General features: G+C 41.9%; 12 protein-coding genes. 9 read left to right on the forward strand and 3 right to left on the reverse strand.

Annotated features, from left to right (window positions below):
- Positions 1–20: 20 nt before the first annotated feature.
- The 3 genes from ACOYVE_RS02480 to pepT form a co-directional block, all read right to left on the reverse strand.
- Positions 21–1,706, reverse strand: coding sequence for an AMP-binding protein (locus ACOYVE_RS02480; RefSeq protein ID WP_422880662.1), 1,686 nt, complete (start codon positions 1,704–1,706; stop codon positions 21–23).
- 54 nt (positions 1,707–1,760) lie between these two features.
- Positions 1,761–2,609, reverse strand: coding sequence for a cation diffusion facilitator family transporter (locus tag ACOYVE_RS02485; RefSeq protein WP_422880663.1), 849 nt, complete (start codon positions 2,607–2,609; stop codon positions 1,761–1,763).
- Between the two features lie 68 nt (positions 2,610–2,677).
- On the reverse strand, positions 2,678–3,928 hold the full coding sequence (pepT, locus tag ACOYVE_RS02490) for a peptidase T (protein WP_422880664.1): 1,251 nt from the start codon (positions 3,926–3,928) through the stop codon (positions 2,678–2,680).
- A gap of 1,056 nt (positions 3,929–4,984) precedes the next feature.
- On the opposite strand from pepT, the gene ACOYVE_RS02495 reads away from it, so the two are divergent.
- From ACOYVE_RS02495 to ACOYVE_RS02535, 9 genes are all read left to right on the forward strand, one after another.
- Entirely contained in the window at positions 4,985–6,562 is a 1,578-nt protein-coding gene (locus tag ACOYVE_RS02495; RefSeq protein ID WP_422880665.1) for a sodium:solute symporter family transporter, read from the forward strand.
- Between the two features lie 14 nt (positions 6,563–6,576).
- The gene (locus tag ACOYVE_RS02500) at positions 6,577–8,970 is read left to right on the forward strand and encodes a glycoside hydrolase family 31 protein (protein WP_422880666.1); all 2,394 of its coding nucleotides are present in this window, start codon (positions 6,577–6,579) and stop codon (positions 8,968–8,970) included.
- Positions 8,971–8,977: 7 nt separating this feature from the next.
- Positions 8,978–10,774: a glycoside hydrolase family 13 protein gene (locus tag ACOYVE_RS02505; protein WP_422880667.1), complete on the forward strand. Its 1,797-nt coding sequence runs from the start codon at positions 8,978–8,980 to the stop codon at positions 10,772–10,774.
- A 6-nt stretch (positions 10,775–10,780) separates the two neighbouring features.
- Positions 10,781–12,433: a peptidylprolyl isomerase gene (locus ACOYVE_RS02510; protein WP_422880668.1), complete on the forward strand. Its 1,653-nt coding sequence runs from the start codon at positions 10,781–10,783 to the stop codon at positions 12,431–12,433.
- A gap of 13 nt (positions 12,434–12,446) precedes the next feature.
- Entirely contained in the window at positions 12,447–15,128 is a 2,682-nt protein-coding gene (locus ACOYVE_RS02515; RefSeq protein ID WP_422880669.1) for a TonB-dependent receptor, read from the forward strand.
- A 20-nt stretch (positions 15,129–15,148) separates the two neighbouring features.
- Positions 15,149–18,802 (forward strand): hypothetical protein, encoded by a 3,654-nt coding sequence (locus ACOYVE_RS02520; RefSeq protein WP_422880670.1) that lies wholly within the window; start codon positions 15,149–15,151, stop codon positions 18,800–18,802.
- Positions 18,803–18,841: 39 nt separating this feature from the next.
- A complete protein-coding gene (locus tag ACOYVE_RS02525) occupies positions 18,842–19,864 on the forward strand; it encodes a PorV/PorQ family protein (protein ID WP_422880671.1) in 1,023 nt (340 codons plus the stop codon).
- 42 nt (positions 19,865–19,906) lie between these two features.
- Positions 19,907–21,742 (forward strand): carbohydrate-binding module family 20 domain-containing protein, encoded by a 1,836-nt coding sequence (locus ACOYVE_RS02530; RefSeq protein WP_422880672.1) that lies wholly within the window; start codon positions 19,907–19,909, stop codon positions 21,740–21,742.
- A 157-nt stretch (positions 21,743–21,899) separates the two neighbouring features.
- Entirely contained in the window at positions 21,900–24,281 is a 2,382-nt protein-coding gene (locus ACOYVE_RS02535) for a T9SS type A sorting domain-containing protein (protein WP_422880673.1), read from the forward strand.
- Positions 24,282–24,284 lie beyond the last annotated feature (3 nt).

A 24,284-nucleotide genomic window follows, 5' to 3' on the forward strand; every position in this document is an offset into this window, starting at 1 on the left:
GAAATTGTTTCTTTCTCTTTTTATGTATAGAGATATCTTTTGATTTTTTGCGTAGGAGTTTTTTCGAACGGCTCCTGTTGTTCTACGATTTTATTTAGTCGGGAAAATTTGTTGACGCGGGAATTAACGTTTGTTTTAATTTCTTCGAGTATTCCGGTAATGAATTGCCGCGATTGCGAATCGTCCATGTTTTCGGTCTCTTTGTCGATAACGTCGTAGTTGAGATAGACGCGGGCAATCAGTTGACCGTTGCTTTCCAGTACGAGCGATTCCAGCGCGTAAGTCGATTCGTTAATAAGCGCCTCGATTTCTTCCGGATAAATGTTCTTACCGTTCGGACCGATAATAACGTTTTTCGAACGACCTTTAATAAACAAGTAACCTTCTTCGTCGATATAACCCAGGTCGCCGCTCCGGAACCACCCGTCTTCGGTGAAAACTTCTTTTGTTTTCTCGGGGTCTTTATAATAACCCTTCATAACGTTCGGTCCTTTAATCAATACTTCGCCTTCTCCCGTAACAGGGTCGGGATTGTCGATCTTAACGCTTACGTTCGGCAAAGCTTTGCCTGCCGACCTGAATTTTACAAGTTCCGGTTTAGTGCCCGTTGCCAGAGGCGAGGTTTCCGTCAAACCGTAGCCTATTGCGTATGGGAAATGCGACTCTTTGAGGAAAAGCTCTACGTCCGCCGCAAGAGCGGCGCCGCCGATGCACATCATCTTCAATTCTCCGCCGAATGTTTGCATCAGTTTTTTGCCCGCAACCGTATTGATCTTTTTCCTGAAATACGGAATGCCGTACAATTTGCGCGTAATAAGTTTTTTATTTATTTCGGGCAGAACCCTCAGTTTATAAATTTTTTCGATAATAAGCGGTACCGCAAGTATAATTGTCGGTTTTACTTTTTGAAGCGCGGGAAGCAATACGGTCGCCGTCGGCGGCTTGGATAAATATGTTATCGAAGCGCCCGCTATAAACGGGGTGACGAGACCGAGAGTCGATTCGATTGTATGGAACAAAGGCAGTATCGACAACATTCTGTCTGTGGAAGTAACTTCCACAATCGAAAGCGTGTCGAGCGCATTCGAAACAATATTCTTGTGAGTTAACAATACCCCTTTGGAATGACCCGTCGTGCCCGATGTATAAAGTATCAACGCCGGCGTTTCTTCTTCAACTTCCTCGGCGATTATCCCGACGAATTTGAGAGCCGCTTCTTTGATCCTTGAAAATTCTTTTTTGCCGCTGTTGAGTATCTCTTGCAGGATATCGCTTTTGGCGTTTTCCGGTATAATCGAAAAATCGTCGATCAAAATTCGGAGGGATAAATTTTTGTTGTCGAAGTCTTCTATTTTGGAAAACTGTTTGGACGAAACAAAAATAGCTTTCGATTCGGAATGCCTGAGTACATGCTGAACTTCCGAAGCGCTGAATTCCGTCATTACGGGCACGGCTATTGCGCCCATGGTGGTAATTGCAAAATAAGTAACCGCCCAGTTCGGTTGATTCTCGCTCAAAATTGCCACTTTGTCGCCCGCTATAATGCCGTTTGATTTCAGATATGCGGAAACGGTTTCTACTTTTTCTTTGAATTGCCTGTATGTGAGCGGGGGTTGATCAATATACGCAACGGCATTGTTGCCGGCGTACTTTTCGCAGCTTGTTTTAAGTACTTCCAATAACGTTTGTTTTTTCAATTTTCTCACTTCTTTATAAATATTGACACAAATAATAACAAAAATTATCGACAAAAATTCAATTTACACGGGGTCGACGTGTACGAACACTTTTTGAATTTCGTCGAGTTCCTCGAGCGTTTGACGCACTTTATTGCCGATGTCGTGGGAAATTGAAGTCGGAATATCTTTATCTACTTCGATATGAATTTCGATGTGATATTTGTCGCCTACGAAGTGAGAGCGGAGGTCGTTAATACCTTTGACGCCGTGTATTTCCATTGTAATTTTTCTGAGTTCTGAATCGAATTCGGCCGGAGCCGATCGACCCATTAAATAATCGATGTTTTCGCGACCGACTTCGTAACCTGATTTAAAAATGAACATGGCCACCATAATGCCCGCAATGCTGTCGAAATATTCGAGGTTGTATGCGCTGCCCCCAAAACCGATCAAAGCAATGGACGACGCCAAAACGTCGTTAATGCTGTCGACCGAAGCGGCTTTTATAGCCGGACTTTTATATTTTCTGCTCACGTTTATCTGGTAACGGCTGAGTATTATTTTGGTTATTATCGTAACAATAAGCACGATATAAACTTCGGGTATCGGATCGATCGGTTGAGGTTCTATCAATCTTTTAATCGATTCTTCGACGATATTGATTCCTACTACAAACGCAAAAACCGCCAGTATGAAAGCTGCAATCGGCTGCGCCGCATTATGTCCGAATTGATGTTTTTGATCGGGTTTGTCTTTCGAAATTTTAACGGCTATTTTGATTCCGATTGAAACGAGTATGTCGGTAAAAGAATTGAGCACCTCCGAAATTACGGCTATCGAGTTCGACATTACTCCCACGACGGCTTTGATAATAAAAAGGAAAATGTTTATTCCGAGAGCAATATCGGTCGCGCGCTTGAGTTGCTTCATTTTTTCTTGTTATAAATAATTAAATGACCGCAGCCGTCTTTTTGCCAGACGGCTGCAAAGTAAAAATCTTACGATTTCTCCGCCCAGATTTGAGCGAGAGTAACAATCATTTTAACCGCAGCTTCGATATCCTGTACTGCAATATATTCTGTGTAGGCGTGGAAATTGTGTCCGCCTGCAAAAAGATTCGGCGTCGGTAGTCCCATATAACTCAACCGGGCTCCGTCGGTGCCGCCTCTGATTGCCGATTTGATCGGCTTGATTCCCAAACGATTCAACGCTTCGATAGCGTAGGCTTCGACCTGAGGATGCTGGTCTAATACGTATTTCATATTTCTGTATTGTTCTATCACTTCGAAATCGAAAGAAGAACCGGGATAATTTGCAACGGCTTTTTCCGCCAGTTCTTTCAACATAGATTCGTATTCTTTTAATTTATCGGCGTCGAAATCCCGAATGATAAATTTTATCACGGTTTCTGTTTCGTTGCCGGTAACCGATGTCGGGTGAACATAACCTTCGCGTTTTTCGGTTGTCTCGGGTGAAAGTCTGTCCTTCGGCAGCATATCGATAAAATTTGCCGCTATTTTAATAGCGTTGATCATTTTGTCTTTTGCGTATCCGGGATGCACATTTTTGCCGTGAAATTTGATAACTACGGCGTCGGCGCTGAATGTTTCAATTTCTACTTCTCCGCGCGTTGAGCCGTCGATTGTGTATGCGTACTTAGCTCCGAATTTTATAACGTCGAATTTTTCGGTTCCTCTTCCGACTTCTTCGTCGGGAGTAAAGCATACTCGTATTTTTCCGTGTTTGATTTCGGGATGTTGAATTAAATAGTTCATAGCGTCTATTATTTCGGCTATGCCCGCTTTGTCGTCGGCTCCCAGTAGGGTCGTTCCGTCGCTTGTTATAATGTCGAAACCGATCATATCTTTCAGTTCGGGATTTTCATCCGCCTTGATTATTTTCGAAGGGTCGCCCGGCAATACAATATCGCCTCCCTGATAGTTTTTGTGAATTACCGGTTTAACGTCTTTTCCGCTTACAGCCGGCGACGTGTCGACGTGAGCAATAAAACCGATTGCCGGAACGTCTTTATCGACGTTCGAGGGCAATGTAGCCATAACATAACCGTATTCGTCCATCTCTACGTCCTGCATTCCAATCTCTTTTAATTCTTCAACCAGGAGTTTTGAAAGTTCGAGTTGTTTCGGGTCGCTCGGGAATGTTGTCGATTCTTCATCGGAAGTGGTTTCGATTTTCACGTATTTCAAAAAACGATCGACCGCCGTGAATTTGTAGTTCTCGTCAAACATTTTATACCTCTTTCATTTTTCATTGAAATTTGAACTCTAAGTTAAAAGAAATTTTTTCAAAAAACGAGATTAATCAATAAATCAGAACAGAAGAATAGACAAATCTAACGTCGGGGAAAAAATATGTCACCCCCTCCGGGGTTTTGTTTCTTATTGAGAATTCGGCGCTATAATAATGTCAACCCTCCGGGTTTTTATGTTTCTCTCAGAGTTAAGACTAATCTGTAACGAAAAAAGATAAATTAATTGAGAGAGCCGATACCTGCAAAAATGTTTTTTCTTGCAATGTTAAAATGCTCTAACCCCGAAGGGGTGGCATTATTGTAAAACAACAACCGAATAACAAAACGAAACCCCGGCGGGGCGACATAACAAACATCGGGGAGCAATATGCCACCCGTCCCGGGTTCGATGCCCGTTGATAATGCCATTCTATAATAATGTCAACCCTGCGGGTTTGTTTTTTTTGTGTTGACGGTTAGTTACAAAAATGCCACGCCTCCGGCGTTTATCCTCTTGATGATTTATAATCATAACTCCGATGGAGTGATATAATTATAGAACATATGACAACGGGTGAATTAAAACCCCGAAGGGGTGTAATTATTGTAACACAGCAATCCAGCCATAAAACGAAACCCCGAAGGGGTGGCATTATTGTAAAACAACAACCGAATAACAAAACGAAACCCCGGCGGGGTGACATAACAAACATCGGGGAGCAATATGCCACCCGTCCCGGGTTCGATGCCCGTTGATAATGCCATTCTATAATAATGTCAACCCTGCGGGTCTTATTTTACAACAGGGTTTATACTATATGAAAACGAAATGAGAAAGGTATTTTCGAGCAACGTAATTTTATCAATCGCCAACCCCCGAAGGGGTGAATAATTGTAACAAAACACTGTGAAAAAACTCTCTGCCTCTTATTATTATAATAACGCCCGATTATAAATATAATAATCGATTTTAAACTCCTTTTTTGAAAAAACGCCCCTATTGCCGTTAAAGCCGTTCGTAAGTTGGTATTTAATTTGATTGTAATTGTTTCCCATGAATAATGTTATAAATATATATGACGGAATAATAATAATCGGATATCTTCTGGTAATTATAGCCGTCGGTCTTTATTCAAAATTCAAAGACAAGGGAGTAGACGATTATTTCCTGGCGGGCAGGAATTTAAATTGGGTTGTAGTCGGTTTTTCGTTGTTTGTTACGAATATTTCGAGCGAACATTTAATCGGATTGGCTGAGTCGGGCTCTCAAAGAGGACTGGCTGTAGGACAATACGAACTGATAGCCATTTTCCTTCTTGTTCTGTTGGGATGGGCGTTGGCGCCTTTGTATAAAAAGTCGGGCGCGCTGACTTCGCCTCAGTTCTTCGGAATTGTATACGGAGAAAAAAACAGGAAACTTTTTGCGGGACTGACAATTTTCTCTCACTTTTTTACTAAAATACTGGTGACACTTTTTGCCGGCGGAATTTTGTTAAATGCAGCGCTGGGATGGAGTTTGTTTTCGTCGGCAATTATAATAATCCTCGCCAGCGGAATTTATACTTTGATCGGAGGCTTTTCGGCTGTAATAAGAACGCAGATTTTTCAGGGAGTTTTGTTCCTTATAACTTCGGCAATTTTTGCCTTTGTCGGGTTGAAGGAAATAGGCGGAGTGGATCAGTTGTTCCAAAAATTACCCGCAGACTATTTTCAGATGTTTAAACCGATGGACGATCCGGAATTCCCTTGGACGGGCATTCTGTTCGGCGCGCCGATTATTGCTTTCTGGTATTGGTGCGCGGATAATTATATAGTTCAAAGGATACTTGCCGCTCGAAGCGTTGAAGACGCGCGCAAAGGCACGCTCTTTGCCGGATTTCTTAAAATCTTTCCGATTTTTCTGTTCGTAATTCCCGGTATGACGGCGGTAGTTCTTTATCCCGAATTGAAAGGGAATTATGCTTATACGTCGCTACTGGTGAGCGATATTATACCGGCAGGCGTAAAAGGATTAATAATAGCCGGATTTTTTGGCGCCATGATGTCGTCTCTGTCGGCTGCATTCAACAGTATAGCGGTTGTCTATACGATCGATTTTTATAAACCGTCTCATCCGGACGCCACGGAAAGAACTCTGGTTCTGGTTGGAAGGATGACCACCATTATTGTGGTCGTATTGACTTTGGTGCTGGTGCCCTTCGTAAAAATAATTAATAATCAGATTTATCTGTTCCTTCAGAGCGCTCAGGCTTACGTGAGCGCGCCGATTACAGCCGCATTTATAGCCGCGCTTTTTGTGAAAAATATTAATGTTAAATCGGTTTTCCTTGCTCTTGCGGCGGGCGAAATCGTCGGCTTGTTACGTTTTGCGGTCGAATCGATGGACAGAGGCGGTTATATTAGCAACGGCGCTCTGTTATTTCTGATTAATATCAACTATCTCCATTTTGCAATATTACTTTTTGTTTTCACTTTGACGCTGATGTTTCTCTTAAACGCAATTTTAAAATCGCGTTATGCAAACCCGATTTTTCAATTTACAGCCGCGAGCGGAGTTTACGATAAAAAAACAATCGTTCTCTCGGGTGTGGTTCTCTTTCTTACAATCGGCATCTGGTTTTTTTTCAGTTGAAATAAGGAGACGTAATGAAAAAATTTACAGTAATACTTTTATTATTCCTGGTTGCCGTTGAAATTACGGCGGAATTCAAATTTGCGGGCAAAATTAAAAATTATAAAAAGTTAGATAATCGCATCGAATTTACGCTGGAAAATGCAAAATTCAATCTTTACGTTCTCGACAGGAATATAATCAGATTCAGATATACCCAGAAACACGATTTTGATCCGGCGCCGTCATACGCCGTGATTTATGAAATGCCCGAAAAATCCGATTTCAGCTTTCACGAGTCGAACGATGAATTTATAATTGCCACTGCGGAATTAACCTTAAAGATTGCCAAAAATCCCTGCCGCGTTTCGATTTACGACAAAAATAATAACCTCCTCAATGCGGATCACAAAAGCTTCGGAGTGGCTTTTGACGGCGACGATATAAGATGTTTCAAAGAGTTGAACGCAAACGAAAAATTCTACGGACTCGGCGAAAAATCCGACGGACTCTTAAAAAACGGTAAACAGTATACGCTCTGGAATACCGATTTCCCTGGTTACGATACCCGTAAGGACGAATTGTATCAATCTATACCTTTCTTTATCGGAATCAATAATTACAAAGCATACGGAATATTTTTCGATAATCCTTACAAATCGCATTTCAATTTCGGCGCTAGCAACAATCGTTTTTACTGGTTCGGCGCGGAAAAGGGCGAAATGGACTACTATTTTATTTACGGTCCGGACGTTAAAAGAGTTATCTCAGATTATACGAAATTGACCGGCAGAATGGAACTGCCTCCGAAATGGGCTATCGGATACCAACAGAGCAGATACAGTTATTATCCCGAGTCGTCGGTGCGCAGAGTAGCGCAGGCGTTTCGCGATCGCAAAATCCCGTGCGACGTGCTCTATCTCGACATTCACTATATGGAGGGCTACCGCGTTTTTACGTGGAATAAGGAACGTTTTCCGCAACCCGAAAAAATGCTCTCGGACTTGGAAGATATGGGATTTAAAGTCGTTCCGATAATCGATCCCGGAGTTAAAGCCGATCCCGACTATTTTGTGGCAAAAGAAGGACTCGAAAACGATCTTTTTGCAAAGTATCCAGACGGCGAATACTATCAGGGCGAAGTATGGCCGAGCTGGTCGTACTTCCCGGATTTTACCAAGGAAGAAACACGAAAATGGTGGGGCGACAAACTCTCGCTTTTGCTTGATCAGGGAGTGGACGGTTTCTGGAACGATATGAACGAACCTGCCGTATGGGGACAAAATTTCCCGGATATCGTTCTCTTTGACGACAACGGTTTTACCGCAACACACAAAAAAATACATAACGTTTATGCATTGTCGATGGCGCGCTCCACGGCGGAAGGATTAAAAAGACATTCGAATAAAAGGCATTTTATATTAACGCGCGCCGGTTATTCCGGAATTCAAAGATATGCCGCTGTCTGGACGGGCGATAACGTCGCAAACGACGAGCATCTAATTCTTGCCTGTACAATGTCTCTCGGTATGGGCTTAAGCGGAGTTCCGTTTATCGGTTCGGACGTGGGCGGTTTTATCGGCGAGCCATCGGATAATCTTTACAGAAGATGGTATCAACTGGGAGCATTTACCCCGTTTTTCAGAGGACATTCCGCGGTCGACACGCGTCAACGCGAACCGTATAACTACAGCGAATTTGTCGAAAAAGACGTGCGCAAAGCGATCGAAACGAGGTATCGTTTGCTGCCGTTCTGGTATAACGAATTTTATAATTCGTCGGTAACGGGCTTGCCGATTATGAGGGCTATGTTCGTTAACTATCAAGACGATGCTAACGCTTACAGTCACGAAGCTCAATATCAATATATGTTGGGCGAAAATTTGCTGGTTGCGCCCGTGTTGATTTCTTACGATAAATTCAAAAAGCTTTACCTGCCCGACGGAAAGTGGTACGACTGGACGAACAACAGCGTTGTCGAAGGAGGCGGATGGATAATTAAAGAAGTTCCGCTCGATGAAATTCTGCTTTTTGTAAGAGCGGGAGGTATTATTCCGATTCAGGAAGTCGTTAATTATGTTGGCGAAAAAGAGATCGACTCGCTCCGCTTTTTGATATTCCCGGCGGCAAGCTCCGAATATAAATTCTACGAAGACGACGGCGTTTCTTACGAATATAAAAACGGCAAGTATGCTGTTACAAAGTTTATACTTGACAAGAAAGATAAAAATATCATTCTCACTACAAATAAAGAACATAAGGGCTACGAAAGCGGCGTGAAAAAATACGAGTTTCTCTTTGTGGGCGTCGAAAAACCCGCCGAGGTAATAGTCAACGGAAGCATGACGGATGAGTTTAATTTCGACAACAACCGGTTGAGTATACAAACGCTGGCTTCGGACAACATAAAAATCGAATTAAAATATTAGGCATAATATGAAAATTTTTACGACGGCATTAATCTTCATTTCGGCAGCGCTTGTGTGCGGACAAACAAAATTCAACGAGCCGCCGCAGTGGGCAAAAGAAGCGGTCTGGTATCAGATCTTTCCCGAACGTTTCAATAACGGCGACAAATCGAACGATCCGAAACCCGAAGATATGGAAGGCGCCTGGCCTTATTTTACGCCGGAAGGCTGGCAAATTCATCCGTGGACTTCCGACTGGTACAAACTTCAGCCGTGGGAAAAGAAAACCGGTTTCGACTTTTACAGAAACGCCGGCTTGAGAAGATACGGAGGCGATATTCGGGGAATTATCGACAAACTCGACTATTTGAAAGAGCTAGGCATAACGGCAATTTATCTCAATCCCGTTTTTGAATCGCCGTCGCTCCATAAATACGACGCCTCGATGTACCATCACATCGACAATAATTTCGGACCCGATCCCGAAGGCGACAAAGCAATCTGGGAGAAAGAAAATCCGGCAGATCCGTCTACATGGCAATGGACTTCGGCAGACAAGCTCTTCCTTGAATTGATTAAAGAAGCCCATAAAAGAGGCATTAAAATTATTATCGACGGAGTTTTTAACCATACCGGAAATAATTTCTGGGCTTTTAAGGATATCGTTAAGAATCAACAGAACTCCAGATATAAAGATTGGTATACGATTAAAAAGTGGGACGACCCTAACACTCCGGAAAACGAATTCGATTATGAAGGCTGGTACGGAGTAAAAGATTTGCCTGAAATAAAAGAAGACGAAAACGGTATTGTCGAAGGTCCGGCTGAACATATTCATTTAATAGTGAAAAGATGGATGGATCCGAACGGAGACGGCAATCCGGAAGACGGAATCGACGGCTGGCGGCTCGATGTGGCTGAAATGGTTAATCATAAATTCTGGATGAAATTCAGAAAATGGGTGAGAGAAATCAATCCCGACGCTTATCTGGTCGGAGAAGTATGGTGGAAAGATTGGAATAATTATGAAATGTTCAATGCCGCGCCGTGGCTTCAAACTCAATTCGACGCCGTAATGAATTACAGGTTTACAAGAGCCATTAAAGACCTCGTTTTTTCTGAAAAATATTTTACAGGCGTTCGCGGCTTTATCGACACAATCAAAACTATGATGAATCAATACGGCGTTAATTATTATGCAATGATGAATTTGATGGGAAGTCACGACACGGAGCGCCACGCTTCGTTGATTGTCAATCCCGACAACATGTACGACCATTCGGGCAATCCGGGACAAAATCCTGGCTTCGACGTAAGAAAGCCGAATGAAATCGAAAGAGAGAAACAGAAACTTGCCGTTGCTTTGCAATTTACGCTGCCGGGCGCGCCTCAAATTTATTATGGCGACGAAGCCGGCATGTGGGGCGGCGACGATCCCGACTGCCGCAAACCGATGGTATGGGAAGAGTTTAATTACGAAGTCGAAAAATCCCATCCGCTCGGAAAGGATCGTCCGGCGGATTCAGTCTTTTTCGACAAACAACTTTTCGATTGGTACAAAAAAATGGCCCGCATTAGAAACGGTAATAAAGCCTTGTCGGTCGGAAAAGTAATTTTTATGGAAGAACTTGAAACGCAAAATATACTAGCATATAAAAGAATCCTCGATGGAGAAGAGATAATTGTTATTGCCAACATTAAAGGCGAACCTGAAAAGTTTGATATCAACAAAGCGGGAACGATGAGAGACCTCGTTTCGGGAAATAAAATTAACTGCAGCGAAAAGATTTCATTAAACGGTTATCAGATAATGATATTAAAGTAAGGTGTAATGAAAAAGAAATTGATAAAATATTTAACGCTACTTGCTGTCTTATTAATAATATTCGAACAGACAGCCGCACAAACAAAAGATTCCGTCCTTGCAATTGTGGGCAAGGAGACTATTTATGCCGATGATTTTGTCGCACGTTACGAAGAATATCTGTTGGCATCTGGCATAAAAGATAATATCGTTACCCGGAAAGCCATTTTGAACAATATGATTAATGAGATAACTCTCTATCATTATGACGATAACAAATCAATATTTAATAATCCGGAATACATTAAAGAACTCGAGTGGGCGCGTAAACAGACAGTATTGGCTTTCTTAAAAGATCGTGAAGTTTATGCGAAAATTACCGCTACGGAAGAGGAATTGCGGGACGCCTTTTTAAAGACGAATCAAAAAATAGCCGCGAGACATCTTTTCGCATTTACTAAAGAAGAAGCCGATAGTTTATACAAACTCGTTCTCGCCGGCGCTAGTTTCGACTCCCTGGCAAAGGCAGTTTTTACCGACACGCTTTTGGCAAATAACGGCGGATACCTAGGGTATTTCAGTTGGGGCGACATGGACCCGGCATTTGAAGACGCTGCCTATAAAATGAAAATCGGAGAAATTTCCGCCCCGGTTAAGACAAAGTATGGATATAGTATCATTAAGCTGGAGGACAGAGTTACAGCGCCGATAATCACAGAGTGGGAATTTCAAAAAAAGAAATCGCATATGATGCAGGTAGTCAGATTACGTAAAAAGAGAGACGCAGAATTAAATTACATAAACAGTATGATCGATTTTGATAAAATAAATATGAATCAGTCTGCCGTTAATAAACTTTATAATTTAATTCTGAATCCTGATAACAAAGAGTCAATAAACGGTATGAAAGAGGATATATGCGCCGAGTATAACGGAAGAAATTACACCATTGGGCAATTATATAACGAGATAAATTCTATCCCCGGTTACCATAGGATGAAGATAACCGATGCGCATTCGCTTGAAACAGTGATTAAAGGAATTATTCTGCAGGGAATATTACTTGACGAAGCCGTTGCCAAAGGATATGATAAAGAGCCTGAAGTACTAAGCGTCGTAGAGAAATACCATAAAAATATTTTTCTTAAATATAAAAGAGAAGAAATTCACAATGCGTATAAATTTCCGGATAGCGCCGTTTATCGTTTTTATCTCGATAATCCTCAGCACTTCAAGAACGAACCGCTGTTAAAAATTCAGGAAATAGTTGTTGAAAGCAAAGCGTTGGCGGATAGCATTCGCAAAAAGCTCGATAATAACGGCGATTTTAGCGAACTTGCAAAAGCCTACTCGACTCGAAAAAGCACTGCCGCAAAAGGAGGAATAATTGATTTTACAGGCGCTTCCAATTTGGGAATGATTAAAGATTTGTTGTTAAACTCGGAGCCGGGAGACCTTTTGGGTCCGTTGAGAATCGGAGGGGGTTATGCTATTGTTAAACTTTTGGGCAAGAAAGAAGGCGGTCTTATGCCGTATGAATCGGTGAGGAAGATTGCGGAAAGATTGCTCAAAAAAGAGAAATCGAAAATAATTATGGAAGAATATATCAACGGCCAAAAGAAAGATGTCTTCGTTAAAATTAATGAAAAATTATTGAGTGAAATCGAAATTGAAATCTAACAGGAGCCACATTATGAAAAAAATATTATCAATTGTGTTACTAATGATAATATCTATGACGCAGGTTGTTCGCGGGGGAACGACCGGTAAGCTCGTAGGAAAAGTTACAGACAAAAAGACGGGGGAGCCGCTTCCGCTTGTTAATATTATTCTGGAAGGCACCACAATCGGAGGAGCGACTGATATCGAAGGGAATTATATTATCCTTAATATTCCTCCCGGAAAATACAGCGTTAAATATCAGTTCGTAGGCTATCAGACGGTAATTGTCAACGACGTTCAAATTTCAATCGACCTTACAACAGTACAAAATGTAGAAATGGAAGAATCCGCCGTTGCATTGGGCGATATCGTTGTTAGCGCGGATGTCTACGGTATTCAAAAAGATATTACTTCCAGTCAGGCTAAAGTTACTTCCGATGAAATCAGCAATTTGCCCGTGACCGAACTGAATGACGTTTTGCAGCTGCAGGCTGGAGTTACAAAAGGAGCCGGCGGCGAATTTCATATCCGCGGCGGCCGTTCTTCGGAAATTGCTTATTGGGTAAACGGTATTTCTGTTACGGACGCTTTTGATAACAGCCGCGGTATTGAAATCGACAACAGCAGCGTTCAGGAATTGCAGGTGATAAGCGGTACTTTCAACGCTGAATACGGACAGGCGCTTTCAGGTATTATTAACGTCGTTACTAAGGAAGGAGGTTCCAAGTACGATGCAAATGTAAAAGTTTACAGCAGCGACTATCTCTCCAATTTCACAGAATACTTTACCGGAATCGACAAATTCAATCCGGTAGCAAATTATAATTTCCAGGGCAGTTTGAGCGGCCCGATCCCGCTTACTAATAATAAACTAACTTTCTTTTCCAACTTGAGATATGTTTACGACGACGGCTATCTGTACGGTATCCGAAAATTTAATCCCGACGGCTCGCAAGGCGACGAAGAATTGGTGCCGATGAGCTGGAGCAAGCGTTTGATAGGCCAGTTAAATCTCAGCCTGTGGGCTTCTTCGGCAATTAAAATGAACGCCGAATTGCTCTATTCCACGGAAGATTTCAGGGATTACAACCACTTCTTTAAATTAAATCCCGACGGAGACGTAAATAAATTTTCCGACAGCTACAATGCTACTTTTACGCTTACGCACACTCTCTCAAGTAGATCGTATTATACTGTTAAAGTATCCAACTTTTATAAAGAGTTCAACGAATGGCTTTATGAAGATCCGTTAGATCCTAGATATTTGCACCCTGATTCCTTGATAACCGTTAGTTATGCCTTTGCTTCGAAAGGCACAAATCTCCACAGATTTTTCAGAAGCACAAATACGCTTATCGGCAAGTTCGATTTTACGAGCCAAATAACGGACAAGCATTTAGTAAAAATCGGAGTAGAAGGGCGCTGGCATCAAATCGATGTGGACGATTACAACTTGGAACCACTGAGAGTCAACGGCGTGCCCGTGGAACCTTTTGTTCCTTCAATACCGGCTGAGAACACTCCTAATAGAACGAAATATTCAAATAAACCGTATGAATTCTCGGCGTATATTCAGGACAAAATTGAGTATGAAAGCGTGATAATTAACATCGGTGTTCGCCTCGATTACTTTAATTCGAATGCAAAGGTTTTGGTAGATCCGACAGACCCGAATATCTATTTACCGTTAAGAGAAGAGCTTGCGTCTTTAAGCATTGAAGAAAGAGAGCCATATTTTTATAAAGATGCAACCCCTAAGTGGGCAATCGGTCCTCGTTTCGGAATTGCATATCCGATAAGCGACCAAGGAGTGTTGCACTTTTCATACGGACAATTTTTGCAGGTGCCGACGTTCCAGTATCTGTACAATCGCGGACCTTATTATGTGCCAAATACGGGCAGCGCTTACGGACCCTACGGCAATCCCGACCTGAAACCTCAAAGCACAGTAATGTATGAAATCGGGTTCAGGCAACAGTTCTTCGACGATTATACGGTTGATATTACAACATTCTATCGTGATATTCGTAATTGGATAACTGCCGGACCTCTCATAATAACCCGTAATCTTGTAAGCTATTCGACATATATTAATAAAGATTATTCCAATGTGAAAGGAATCACCTTAAATCTTAATAAACGATTCACTAATCATTACGCAATTGATCTTAATTATACATATCAGGTAGCTGAAGGTAGCAATTCGAATCCGGAAGACGAATTTTATGCACAGCTTGGCAATAATGAACCGACGTTATATTTGGTTCCTCTCGATTGGGATCAGCGCCATCTCGTTAACCTCTCTTTCTTTGTCGGAGATAATGACTGGGGAGCTTCTCTGATTGCAAGATACGGCACCGGGTTGCCTTATACTCCCGCAATCACTCAATATATAGCAGACAGGGGAATTACTTCGGGATTACAACGCAACAGCAGGCGCAGGCCGACGCAACATGTTTTCGATCTTAGATTGCATAAGACTTTTGACATAGCCGGTATTTCGGTCACTTCGTTTTTGAACGTATTCAATTTGCTCGATACTCGCGTGGTTGTTAACGTATTTGGGGATACAGGCAAACCTGATTATACTACCGAAGGAAGAAATGTAGGCGACGACCCGAATCGCCCGAATACGGTGCAGGAATATTTGCGGTACCCGACTAATTACGGTGAACCGCGTTTAATTCAATTTGGTTTAGAATTATCATTTTAATGGAAAGCAGGAGAATTGATATGAACAAGAGCATCAAAATTTTATGCATAATTGTTTCCATGATGATGACTGTTAATATTTATGCGCAATATACGCCGGGTAAAGAGAGAGGCGACCCGACCAAAAGAACTAAAGGTCAGATGGAAGGAAACCGCATCAGAACTACGGTATTTAATTTCGGAATGACCGGAAGAGAAGGCGGTCAGTATCCCATTTCCGTTCAAACTCCCTACGAATGGCCGAAAAATACCGGTCAAGTTTATTTGGCTATGCAAGGCGTTTTTGTAGGTGGCGAAGTTATTGATAATGCGGGTGAAAGACAAAGAATAATAGACGTTTTTAATTTCCGCCAGTCTCCCGAAGGCAAAACGTGGAATTTCGAACCGGTTCCGGGTTATTTTAACGAAAAGAAAAACGAAATTGCTACGAGCGTCGACGAAGAAACTTGGCCCGCATTCTGGCCGGATAAAATGAACGACGAAATTGACCCGGGTTGGCCAGGCGCCTGGAACGGCTATTTCGGTAAAAATGTATTTAACGCCGACCAGGAAATGTTCTACAGAGCCTCCGACGATAAATATGACCGTTATGTTAATTACTTTCCCGATACAACCGATTTAACACGTAAAGGTCTTGGCATTCTGCTCGACGTTCGCGCGCTTGCATGGTCGCAAGTGCTTGTTGAAGACGCTCTCTATTTATTGCATTATGTTAAAAACGACGGAACCAGAGATATCAATAAGGTCGGCGTGACGGTATGGTATGCCGATTTTGTGGGAGGTGACGGAGATTCTCAGGACGACATTTCCGAATTCGACTTGATAGAAGATATTGCATGGTCGAGAGACAACGACCATAAAGCTCCTACATTCGGTTCCAACCCTGTCGGTATTGTTGCGGTTGCTTTTCTCGAAACTCCCGGCAACGCCACAGACAGAATTGACAATGACGGCGACAGCCCCGAGTTAAATAATTTTATTACCGCCGAAATGATAGAAGGTGAAATTCCCGATAATCTTATCGACGATAACGGCAACGGACTTATAGACGAAAATCAAACTCACATTCCATTCGGGGTTCAACGCGGCGTTACCTACGCAGACCGAATAGCTCAACCGGTAGATCCTGAATTTGTAGCCAAACATCCGCGTTTCAAAGTGGAAGCTAATAGCCCGGTTGTTACTCAAGATATGATTAACGATGTATCGGGCGTAAAATGGAATATTTGGCCGCCGTTGGATGATTTCCAGAAAGGACAAATTCATTTGATTATGGTTACTCAGGATAAACTGGGGTTGCCGTATAAAGACGGTATTGACAACGATAACGACGGTGAAGAAGGCAGCCCTGTAATTACGCAACAAATGATTGACGCAGCGGCTCAGGATGCCCCATATTTCAGATACAGGGTTAATGATAAAATTATTCTTTATAACGTAGTCGCTTCTACTCTGGGAATGAAATACGCCGATGGAATTGACAATAACAACGACGGCGCTATCGATGAAGGAATAGACGACGGCATCGACGTTTTAATCGACGAAGCTCGCAACGACGGTATCGATAATGATTACGATTGGGATCCGATGAGAGACGACGTGGGATTGGACGGCGTGGCTCAATCAGGCGATGCGGGAGAAAATGATTCCCGTCCCACATCAGGCGCTCGATTCGGATTACCCGGCGAACCAAACATTGACGTAACAGACGTTACAGAAACTGACCAGATCGGTATTACAAATGCAGACTATGTTCCCGCCGGCGGGCTGAATATTAATAGCGACGCTCAAATGTGGTTCGATTTTATGATACCAGGTAAATTCTATGATCCTCAAGAAGTCGTTGCCGGCGAATATGATTTGTTCGTATCATCGAGTCTTTTCCCGCTTAAAGCAGGCCAAACCGAACCGATTTCATTGGTTGTCTTGTTGGCTAATGGTCCTGTTCCAGACCCGAACGGACAATTCCGTAAACAAGAAATTCTGCGCAAAAGAGTGCGCGCTCAGGAAACTTATAATAACGACTACCGTTTTGCTAATGCGCCGCTCATACCGACTCTTACTGCTATTCCGGGCGACAACAAAGTCACGCTATATTGGGACGATGTTGCAGAATCTTCTTTCGACCAATATATTGATGCGATTGGAGGTAACGGACACGACTTCGAAGGTTATAAACTTTACAGATCTTCAGACCCGGCTTTTCAGGATGCCGAAAATATTACAAACGGTTACGGAAACAGACAGTTTAAAACTCCAATAGCTCAATTCGACCTTGTGGACGGCATACAGGGTTTCGATCCTGTTGGAATTGACGGAGTTAGATATTTCTTGGGAACCGATTCGGGTATTAAACATTCGTTTGTGGATACAACGGTACAAAACGGATTTACGTATTATTATGCTCTTGTAGCATACGACTTCGGCTATCCGGAAGGTCAAATTATTCCTTCGGAGTCGCCCATCCGAGTTTCATTACAGCAGGACGGAAGCGTTAAACTTGGTTCGAACGTTGTAAGGGTTACTCCAGAAGCTCCGGCTGCCGGTTATGTCGAACCAACTTTGGGTACAATAACTCGAGTCGAAGGCTCTACTTCCGGAACAATATCTTATGAAATAATCGATATAAACAAAATCAAGGAGGGGCATGTTTACCACATAGTATTTGAAGACACTATCAAAGCAGCGCAGAGACCAGGACAACCGGACACATTAACAACAAAAAACTATTCGCTTATAGATTCTACTGAAAACAGAATCGTTATAAACAAGTCGACGCAAATTAGCGAAATTTACGAGCAGCCGATTGTAGACGGTTTCAGATTGAAATTTAAAAACGAAAGCAGAGTTGAATTAAACAGAACAGAGTCCAAGTGGAGCGACTCGACAATTGTGAATTATCAATTCGAAAAATTCGTTTGGCCTACAGGACTGAAAGGCGAAGAAAGGCCTAATGATTACAGGATTGAATTCGGAGACCTCGGATTCGGAATGTCAATAGAAGGCAAACTTGGCAATAACGTTTTCCCTGCAAAGCCGGTTAATTTCAAGGTGTTCAATCTAAGCCGTAATGAATACGTCGACTTTATATTTGTGGAAGTTGACGGCAACGATGGCATTTTGTCGACCAACGGCGCAAGACGCGACAGAATTATCTTTGTCGAACCCGACAAAAATAATACACCCGTATATACATGGTGGTTCTATCTGCTTGACACCCCGAATCCGGCGAACGGAACGAGACTGCCTCAAACCGGCGATTTTATTACGATCAAACTGAAAAAACCGTTCCTTTCTAGCGATAAATTTAGATTCGTAGCAAGGAAAGGATATATTGATCCCGACAAAGCAAAGATGGAACTCGATAAAATTAAAGTAGTGCCTAATCCGTATGTGGCTACGGCTTTATGGGAACCCAGAAATCCGTATTCGAGCGGAAGAGGTCCGCGTTCTATTCACTTTACTCATTTGCCCAATAAATGTACAATACGAATTTTCACGGTAAACGGCGAACTTGTCGACGTTATTGAGCATGAAAGCCCGATTAACGACGGTTCGGCAGAATGGAATTTGCTGACTAAAGACAATCTCTCGGTTTCATACGGAGTTTATATCTATCATGTGGATGCGCCGGGAATCGGCAGCATAACCGGTAAATTCGCCATAATTAAATAACTGGGAGTAAGCGAGATGAAACTTTTAAGGAGAATAAGCGTGAATATAAAATTTTTGTTGATTGCAATAATGTTAATCATGTTTGGCGTTTATCCGCTGCAAGCTCAGAAGGTTACTAAAACCGGCACAACAGCGGCTAAATTCCTTAACATCGGAATCGGACCAAGAGCGAATGCTATGGGCTCCGCATACAGCTCTGTCGCCAACGACGCTACCAGTATGTACTGGAATCCGGCAGGAATATCGTATATGAATGAAGTTCAGGCGACATTTACTTATACAAAAATGTTTGCCGATTTGAACGTGAATTATTTCGGGGTCGTTATACCGGCAGGAGATTACGGTTCTTTCGGTTTCAATGTGACGGCATTGAATATCGGCGATATGGAAGTAACGACCGAATACTATCCCGAAGGAACGGGAGAAACTTTCAGTGCGGGGAGTTACGCTTTCGGATTTTCTTACGGTAGATTTATCACACAAGATTTTGCAATCGGTGTTAATGTAAAATACATAAGAGAAAATATTTTTAACTCTTCGGCGGATGGAATCGGTTTTGATATCGGCACAATTTTCAACACTCCGTTTTACGGAATTAAATTCGCCAGCAGTATAACAAACTACGGTTCTAAAATGAAAATGGAGGGCGAAGACCTTCTAATCCGTCACGATTCCGATCCGCAACGCGCGGGCAATAATGAAACTCTGGATGCCTACTATAAAACCGAAGAATTTGAATTGCCCTTAAGATTGCAGATCGGCATTTCCAAAGAATTTGAATTTCTGAACGATCAGAAATTTGTTTTGGCGGTAGATGCAATACACCCGAATGACAATAATCAATGGGTAAATATTGGGGGAGAACTCTCGCTGTTCAATAATCTCTTCAGCCTGAGAGGTGGATATAAAGGACTCTTTCTGAAAGATAATCAGGAAGGGCTTACTTTGGGTACGGGTATTAACTATCATTTCGGAACTTTGAGAATTATGGTGGATTACTCGTATCAAAAGTATCGTTATCTCGATAATATCCACAGCTTTGGAGTAACGATTGGTTTTTAACACTAACTAAATAATTATTTCACAACGTATCATGGAGGTACAATGAAAAAACTAATTCCATTATTCTTAATGCTGTTTGTCTTTGCAACTATGAACGCTCAGACGTATAATGTAACGTTCAAAGTGGACATGAGCGTGGAAATTGCAAAAGGCAAATTCGACCCGGCCTCTAATCAAGTATCCGTAAGAGGCAGTTTCAATGAATGGGGAGAAACGCCAATGGCGGACGAAGACGGCGACAAAATTTATGAAGTCACCGCGCCTGTTCCCGCCGGAAAACTCGAATACAAATTCTTCCATAACGGCGCAGGAGCTACAAACGGCGGCTGGGAATCGGTCGATAACCGTGTGGTAGACAACGTTGCTTCCGATCTGGTCTTGGATGTAGTTTATTACGATAATGTTCCAATGCCGTCGGGCAGTCCCGCGCAGGTTACATTCAAAGCCGATATGAGATTGCCTATTAAGCAAGGCGACCTTGTGCCCGGCTCCGGACAGGTCTTCGTGGCAGGAAGTTTTAACGACTGGAGTACTACCCAAGATGAATTAATCGACGACGACAACGATTCTGTTTATACAAAAACCGTTGAAATCAATTCGGGACAAACAATCAACTATAAGTTCCTCTATACCAATAAGTCCGGCGGCACAACATGGGAAGGAGATCCGAACAGAACTTTCTTTGTTGACGACGGAGAAAACGTTATTGAAAGATTCTTTAACGATGTAAATCCAAACGTTCAACTCGCTGACGGCAATATCACCTTTAATGTGGACATGAGCGTACTGGAAGAGCTCGGCGTATACGATCCGGCAGTCGATCAGCTGCAAGTAAGAGGCGGATTCAACGGCTGGAGCGACAGCGACCCCGCGCGCTCGCATATGAACCAGGACCCGCTCTTCCCGAGCAATTGGTTCCTGCAGGTGCCGTTTGAAAAGTTCGAAGTTAACTCCGTACTTCAATTCAAATACTATGTATTTCTTGCCGATACAGCCGGAGAAATTTGGGTTGACGGCTGGGAAAGACCTCTCTCAATGGGAGGCGGAAACAGAGAAGTAGTATTCGAAGGTTCCGACAACCAAGTTCTCGATATGGTTTACTATGACGACGTTTATCCGCAATTTGTTGTTCCCGAAGGTCAGCAAATTTCTGTTACTTTCCGCGTTGACATGACCGACGCTATGGATCCCGACAAAACCGGCGAACCGATGCAATTGGGAGACAAAGTATACTGGATAAGCGAACAACCCTTGTTTAGTAAATTAATGGGCTGGAAAGACAGCGACGAACAAACCTATTTCGAATTGACAGACCCGGACGGCGATAAGATATACGAAGGAACTTTAACTGTTACAGGTCCCGGCATCGGAGCGTTCGAATACCGTTATGCATTCCAGAGAGCCAGCGACGGCACATTCAAACAGGAAACAGCCGGGTTCGGTAAAAACGCATATCGCGTTCGTTATTGCGCTATGACTGGTTCGCGCCAATTCGTTCAGCCTTATACTGCTCCGCTTGACAAATGGACTGACAAAGAAGATAAATCAGATCAGGTCGAAAGCTGGCCGGAAGGATTGCCGACTGATATTCGCGAAATTGAAACGGGTATCCCGAACAACTTTACGCTCGAACAAAATTATCCTAATCCTTTCAATCCGACTACCCGTATCAGATTTACGATACCAAACAGCGACTTTGTTACGCTGAAAGTATATAACACTTTGGGCGAAGAAGTAGCCGTGCTGGTAAATAAAGAAATGAATGCCGGAAGCTATGAAGTTGATTTCATTGCATCGAAACTCAGCAGCGGTATTTATTTCTATACACTCAAAACTTCTACATTTACCAGAACTATGAAAATGCTATTGCTTAAATAACTAAACAATTTATCGTGCTTAATAGTCAGCCGGTACATAAAGATGTACCGGCTGATTACTATGATATCGAAAGAAAATATATTCATTCGATTTTAATATTCTGCTTTTGTTAATAGCATTTGGCAAATTAAGCAAAAAATATATGGGAAGGCCGAGCATGAAAAAAAATAAGTATCACTCTATTTTTATAATGGCATTATTTTTATTAATTCTTCCAGGTCATAGCAACGCTCAAAACGATGTAATGATGCAGGCGTTCTATTGGAATGTACCTGTTGATATTGTTAATAAGAATGGCACATGGTGGGATTCTTTAAGAATTAAAATGAATTATCTTAAAAACGCTGGTTTTACAGGCTTATGGGTGCCTCCACCATCTAAAGGCAATTGGGGAATTGAAGATATGGGGTATGGACTTTATGACCACTATGATTTAGGGGCATATAATCAAAAGGGTACTATTGAAACAAGATTTGGCTCTAAACAGGAATTATTGAATATGATTTCTGAAGCTCATAATACTTCTAATGGGAAAGCATATATGAATATTTACGCTGATGTCATTCTAAACCATATCTACGGTGCCGAAGAAAATTTACAAAGTAATCCTGCTGTCAAACAGTATGTTAGAGACGAAGCCTATCGTAATGGTACTCAATATAACGCCTATCCTACTAACGAAATTACATGGGTAATTCCTAATGCTTCTGCCGGTGATTACTATATACAAATAAAAGGTTATTTGCTTGACTGGAATGCAGATTATACTCAACGAGGCTATGACGTTTATATAGATTGGACAGGTGCTGGTTATAATGGGACTGATACTTGGGAATATGAGCCGAACGACGGCAATGGTCAGTATAATGTTTTCCCAGGTTCAGGTAGAATAGTTAGAGGTCATGCAAATTATCAAGGAGATATTGATGAATATAAGGTTACTGTAAGCAGTGCACACGATATAGTGATTAAATTAACAGCGCGTAAAGAAGGTACTAATTCCGAAGGGCAGTGGGAGTGGCAATGGGAAGACCAAACTAAAGGCTACTATCCTGTTAGTATTTGGTACAACGGGAGTAACCTTGCTCTTACCAGTCTGCAGGCAAGAACTATGACTAATATTACCTATCCAACGCATACAGGAACTGAAGAGCCTAACTATAGTTGGACTTATACAGATTTTCATCCTGTAGATAATTACGATTGGTTAGGGTGGCCTGGCACTGATGAAATAATACCCAATACAAAATTTTTTGGTAATGATTTAAATACCTATAGCACTACTGTTAAAACACGGCTTAAAAACTGGGGAGTTTGGTTATCAAGCACAATCGGATTTGATGGATACAGATTAGATTTTGTGCGTGGCTTTCAGATTGATTTTGTAGCCGACTGGGTAAAAAATCTTCCTTTATTAAATGGTCAGCAGAGATTTATTGTAGGTGAATATTGGGGAGCAGATCATCGTATACGTGATTGGGTTAATGGCGTAGCATCTTACGGCGCTGATGTTGATGCTTTTGACTTTCCGTTAAAATTTACGTTAAAAGATATGTGCAATGGCAATGGTTCGTCGTTTGATATGCGTTGGCTTAATAATGCAGGCATGGTTCGAAATAATTCTGGTAATGGCTTGCCTGGCACTTCTATTGTAACATTTTTAGATAATCATGATACTGGGAAGGAACACGATAAATGGGTAACTAAAGATTTTAAGATAGGCTATGCCTACATTTTAACTCACGAAGGACGGCCATGTGTTTTTTATCCCCATTACTACTCAATTATACAATACGACGCAAATAATCCTTCGCTTTCAGTTCAAGCACCCTCTACACTAAAAGAAGATATAAATAAGTTAATTTTTGTCCGTAAAAACTATTTGGGAGGTACATTAACAGTACTAAGTCAAGTAGGAAATCCTTATCCATCAAGTGATGCTTATAATGTTTATGTTGTAAGAAGACAAGGGAATGGAGTACGCGACGGTGCAATTATTGTAATTAATAACCACGACACACAAACGATGGGACTTTGGGTTGATAGCTCACCATCTGGATTTACAAATTGGAGTAACACAACTTTAGTAAATGCTTTTGATCCTAACCAAACTACTTATGTTTACGCAGATGGCAGAGTTTATGTTTCTGCTCCTCCTCGTGGGTATGCTATTTGGGTAAAACAAAGTGATTATATAGCATATACTTCGCCATCGCCTTTGATAATTTCTAATCAACCTTATGAATTTGAAAACGTAGTAGCAGAACAACTACCTCTTGAATATAAGTTATACGATAATTTCCCAAACCCTTTTAATCCGTCAACTATAATCCATTACCAAATAAAGGAAGATGGTTTTGTATCCTTAAAGATTTATGATGTATTGGGGAATGAAATTAAGACATTAGTATATGAATTAAAATCAAAAGGTGTTTATTCTGTTACGTTTGACGCCTCTGGACTTTCCAGTGGAATTTATTTTTGTGTTCTTAATGTAAATGGATATAATTCTATTAAAAAAATGATGTTATTAAAGTAATAA

The sequence above is a fragment of the Melioribacter sp. genome (assembly GCF_049325435.1).
GTDB classification, from domain to species: domain Bacteria; phylum Bacteroidota; class Ignavibacteria; order Ignavibacteriales; family Melioribacteraceae; genus Melioribacter; species Melioribacter roseus.

Coding starts and splice junctions, on each gene's coding strand:
- ACOYVE_RS02485 (WP_422880663.1), bottom strand. CDS start 2,609: ATGAAGCAACTCAAGCGCGCGACCGATATTGCTCTCGGAATAAACATT.
- pepT (WP_422880664.1), bottom strand. CDS start 3,928: ATGTTTGACGAGAACTACAAATTCACGGCGGTCGATCGTTTTTTGAAA.
- ACOYVE_RS02495 (WP_422880665.1), top strand. CDS start 4,985: ATGAATAATGTTATAAATATATATGACGGAATAATAATAATCGGATAT.
- ACOYVE_RS02500 (WP_422880666.1), top strand. CDS start 6,577: ATGAAAAAATTTACAGTAATACTTTTATTATTCCTGGTTGCCGTTGAA.
- ACOYVE_RS02505 (WP_422880667.1), top strand. CDS start 8,978: ATGAAAATTTTTACGACGGCATTAATCTTCATTTCGGCAGCGCTTGTG.
- ACOYVE_RS02510 (WP_422880668.1), top strand. CDS start 10,781: ATGAAAAAGAAATTGATAAAATATTTAACGCTACTTGCTGTCTTATTA.
- ACOYVE_RS02515 (WP_422880669.1), top strand. CDS start 12,447: ATGAAAAAAATATTATCAATTGTGTTACTAATGATAATATCTATGACG.
- ACOYVE_RS02520 (WP_422880670.1), top strand. CDS start 15,149: ATGAACAAGAGCATCAAAATTTTATGCATAATTGTTTCCATGATGATG.
- ACOYVE_RS02530 (WP_422880672.1), top strand. CDS start 19,907: ATGAAAAAACTAATTCCATTATTCTTAATGCTGTTTGTCTTTGCAACT.
- ACOYVE_RS02535 (WP_422880673.1), top strand. CDS start 21,900: ATGAAAAAAAATAAGTATCACTCTATTTTTATAATGGCATTATTTTTA.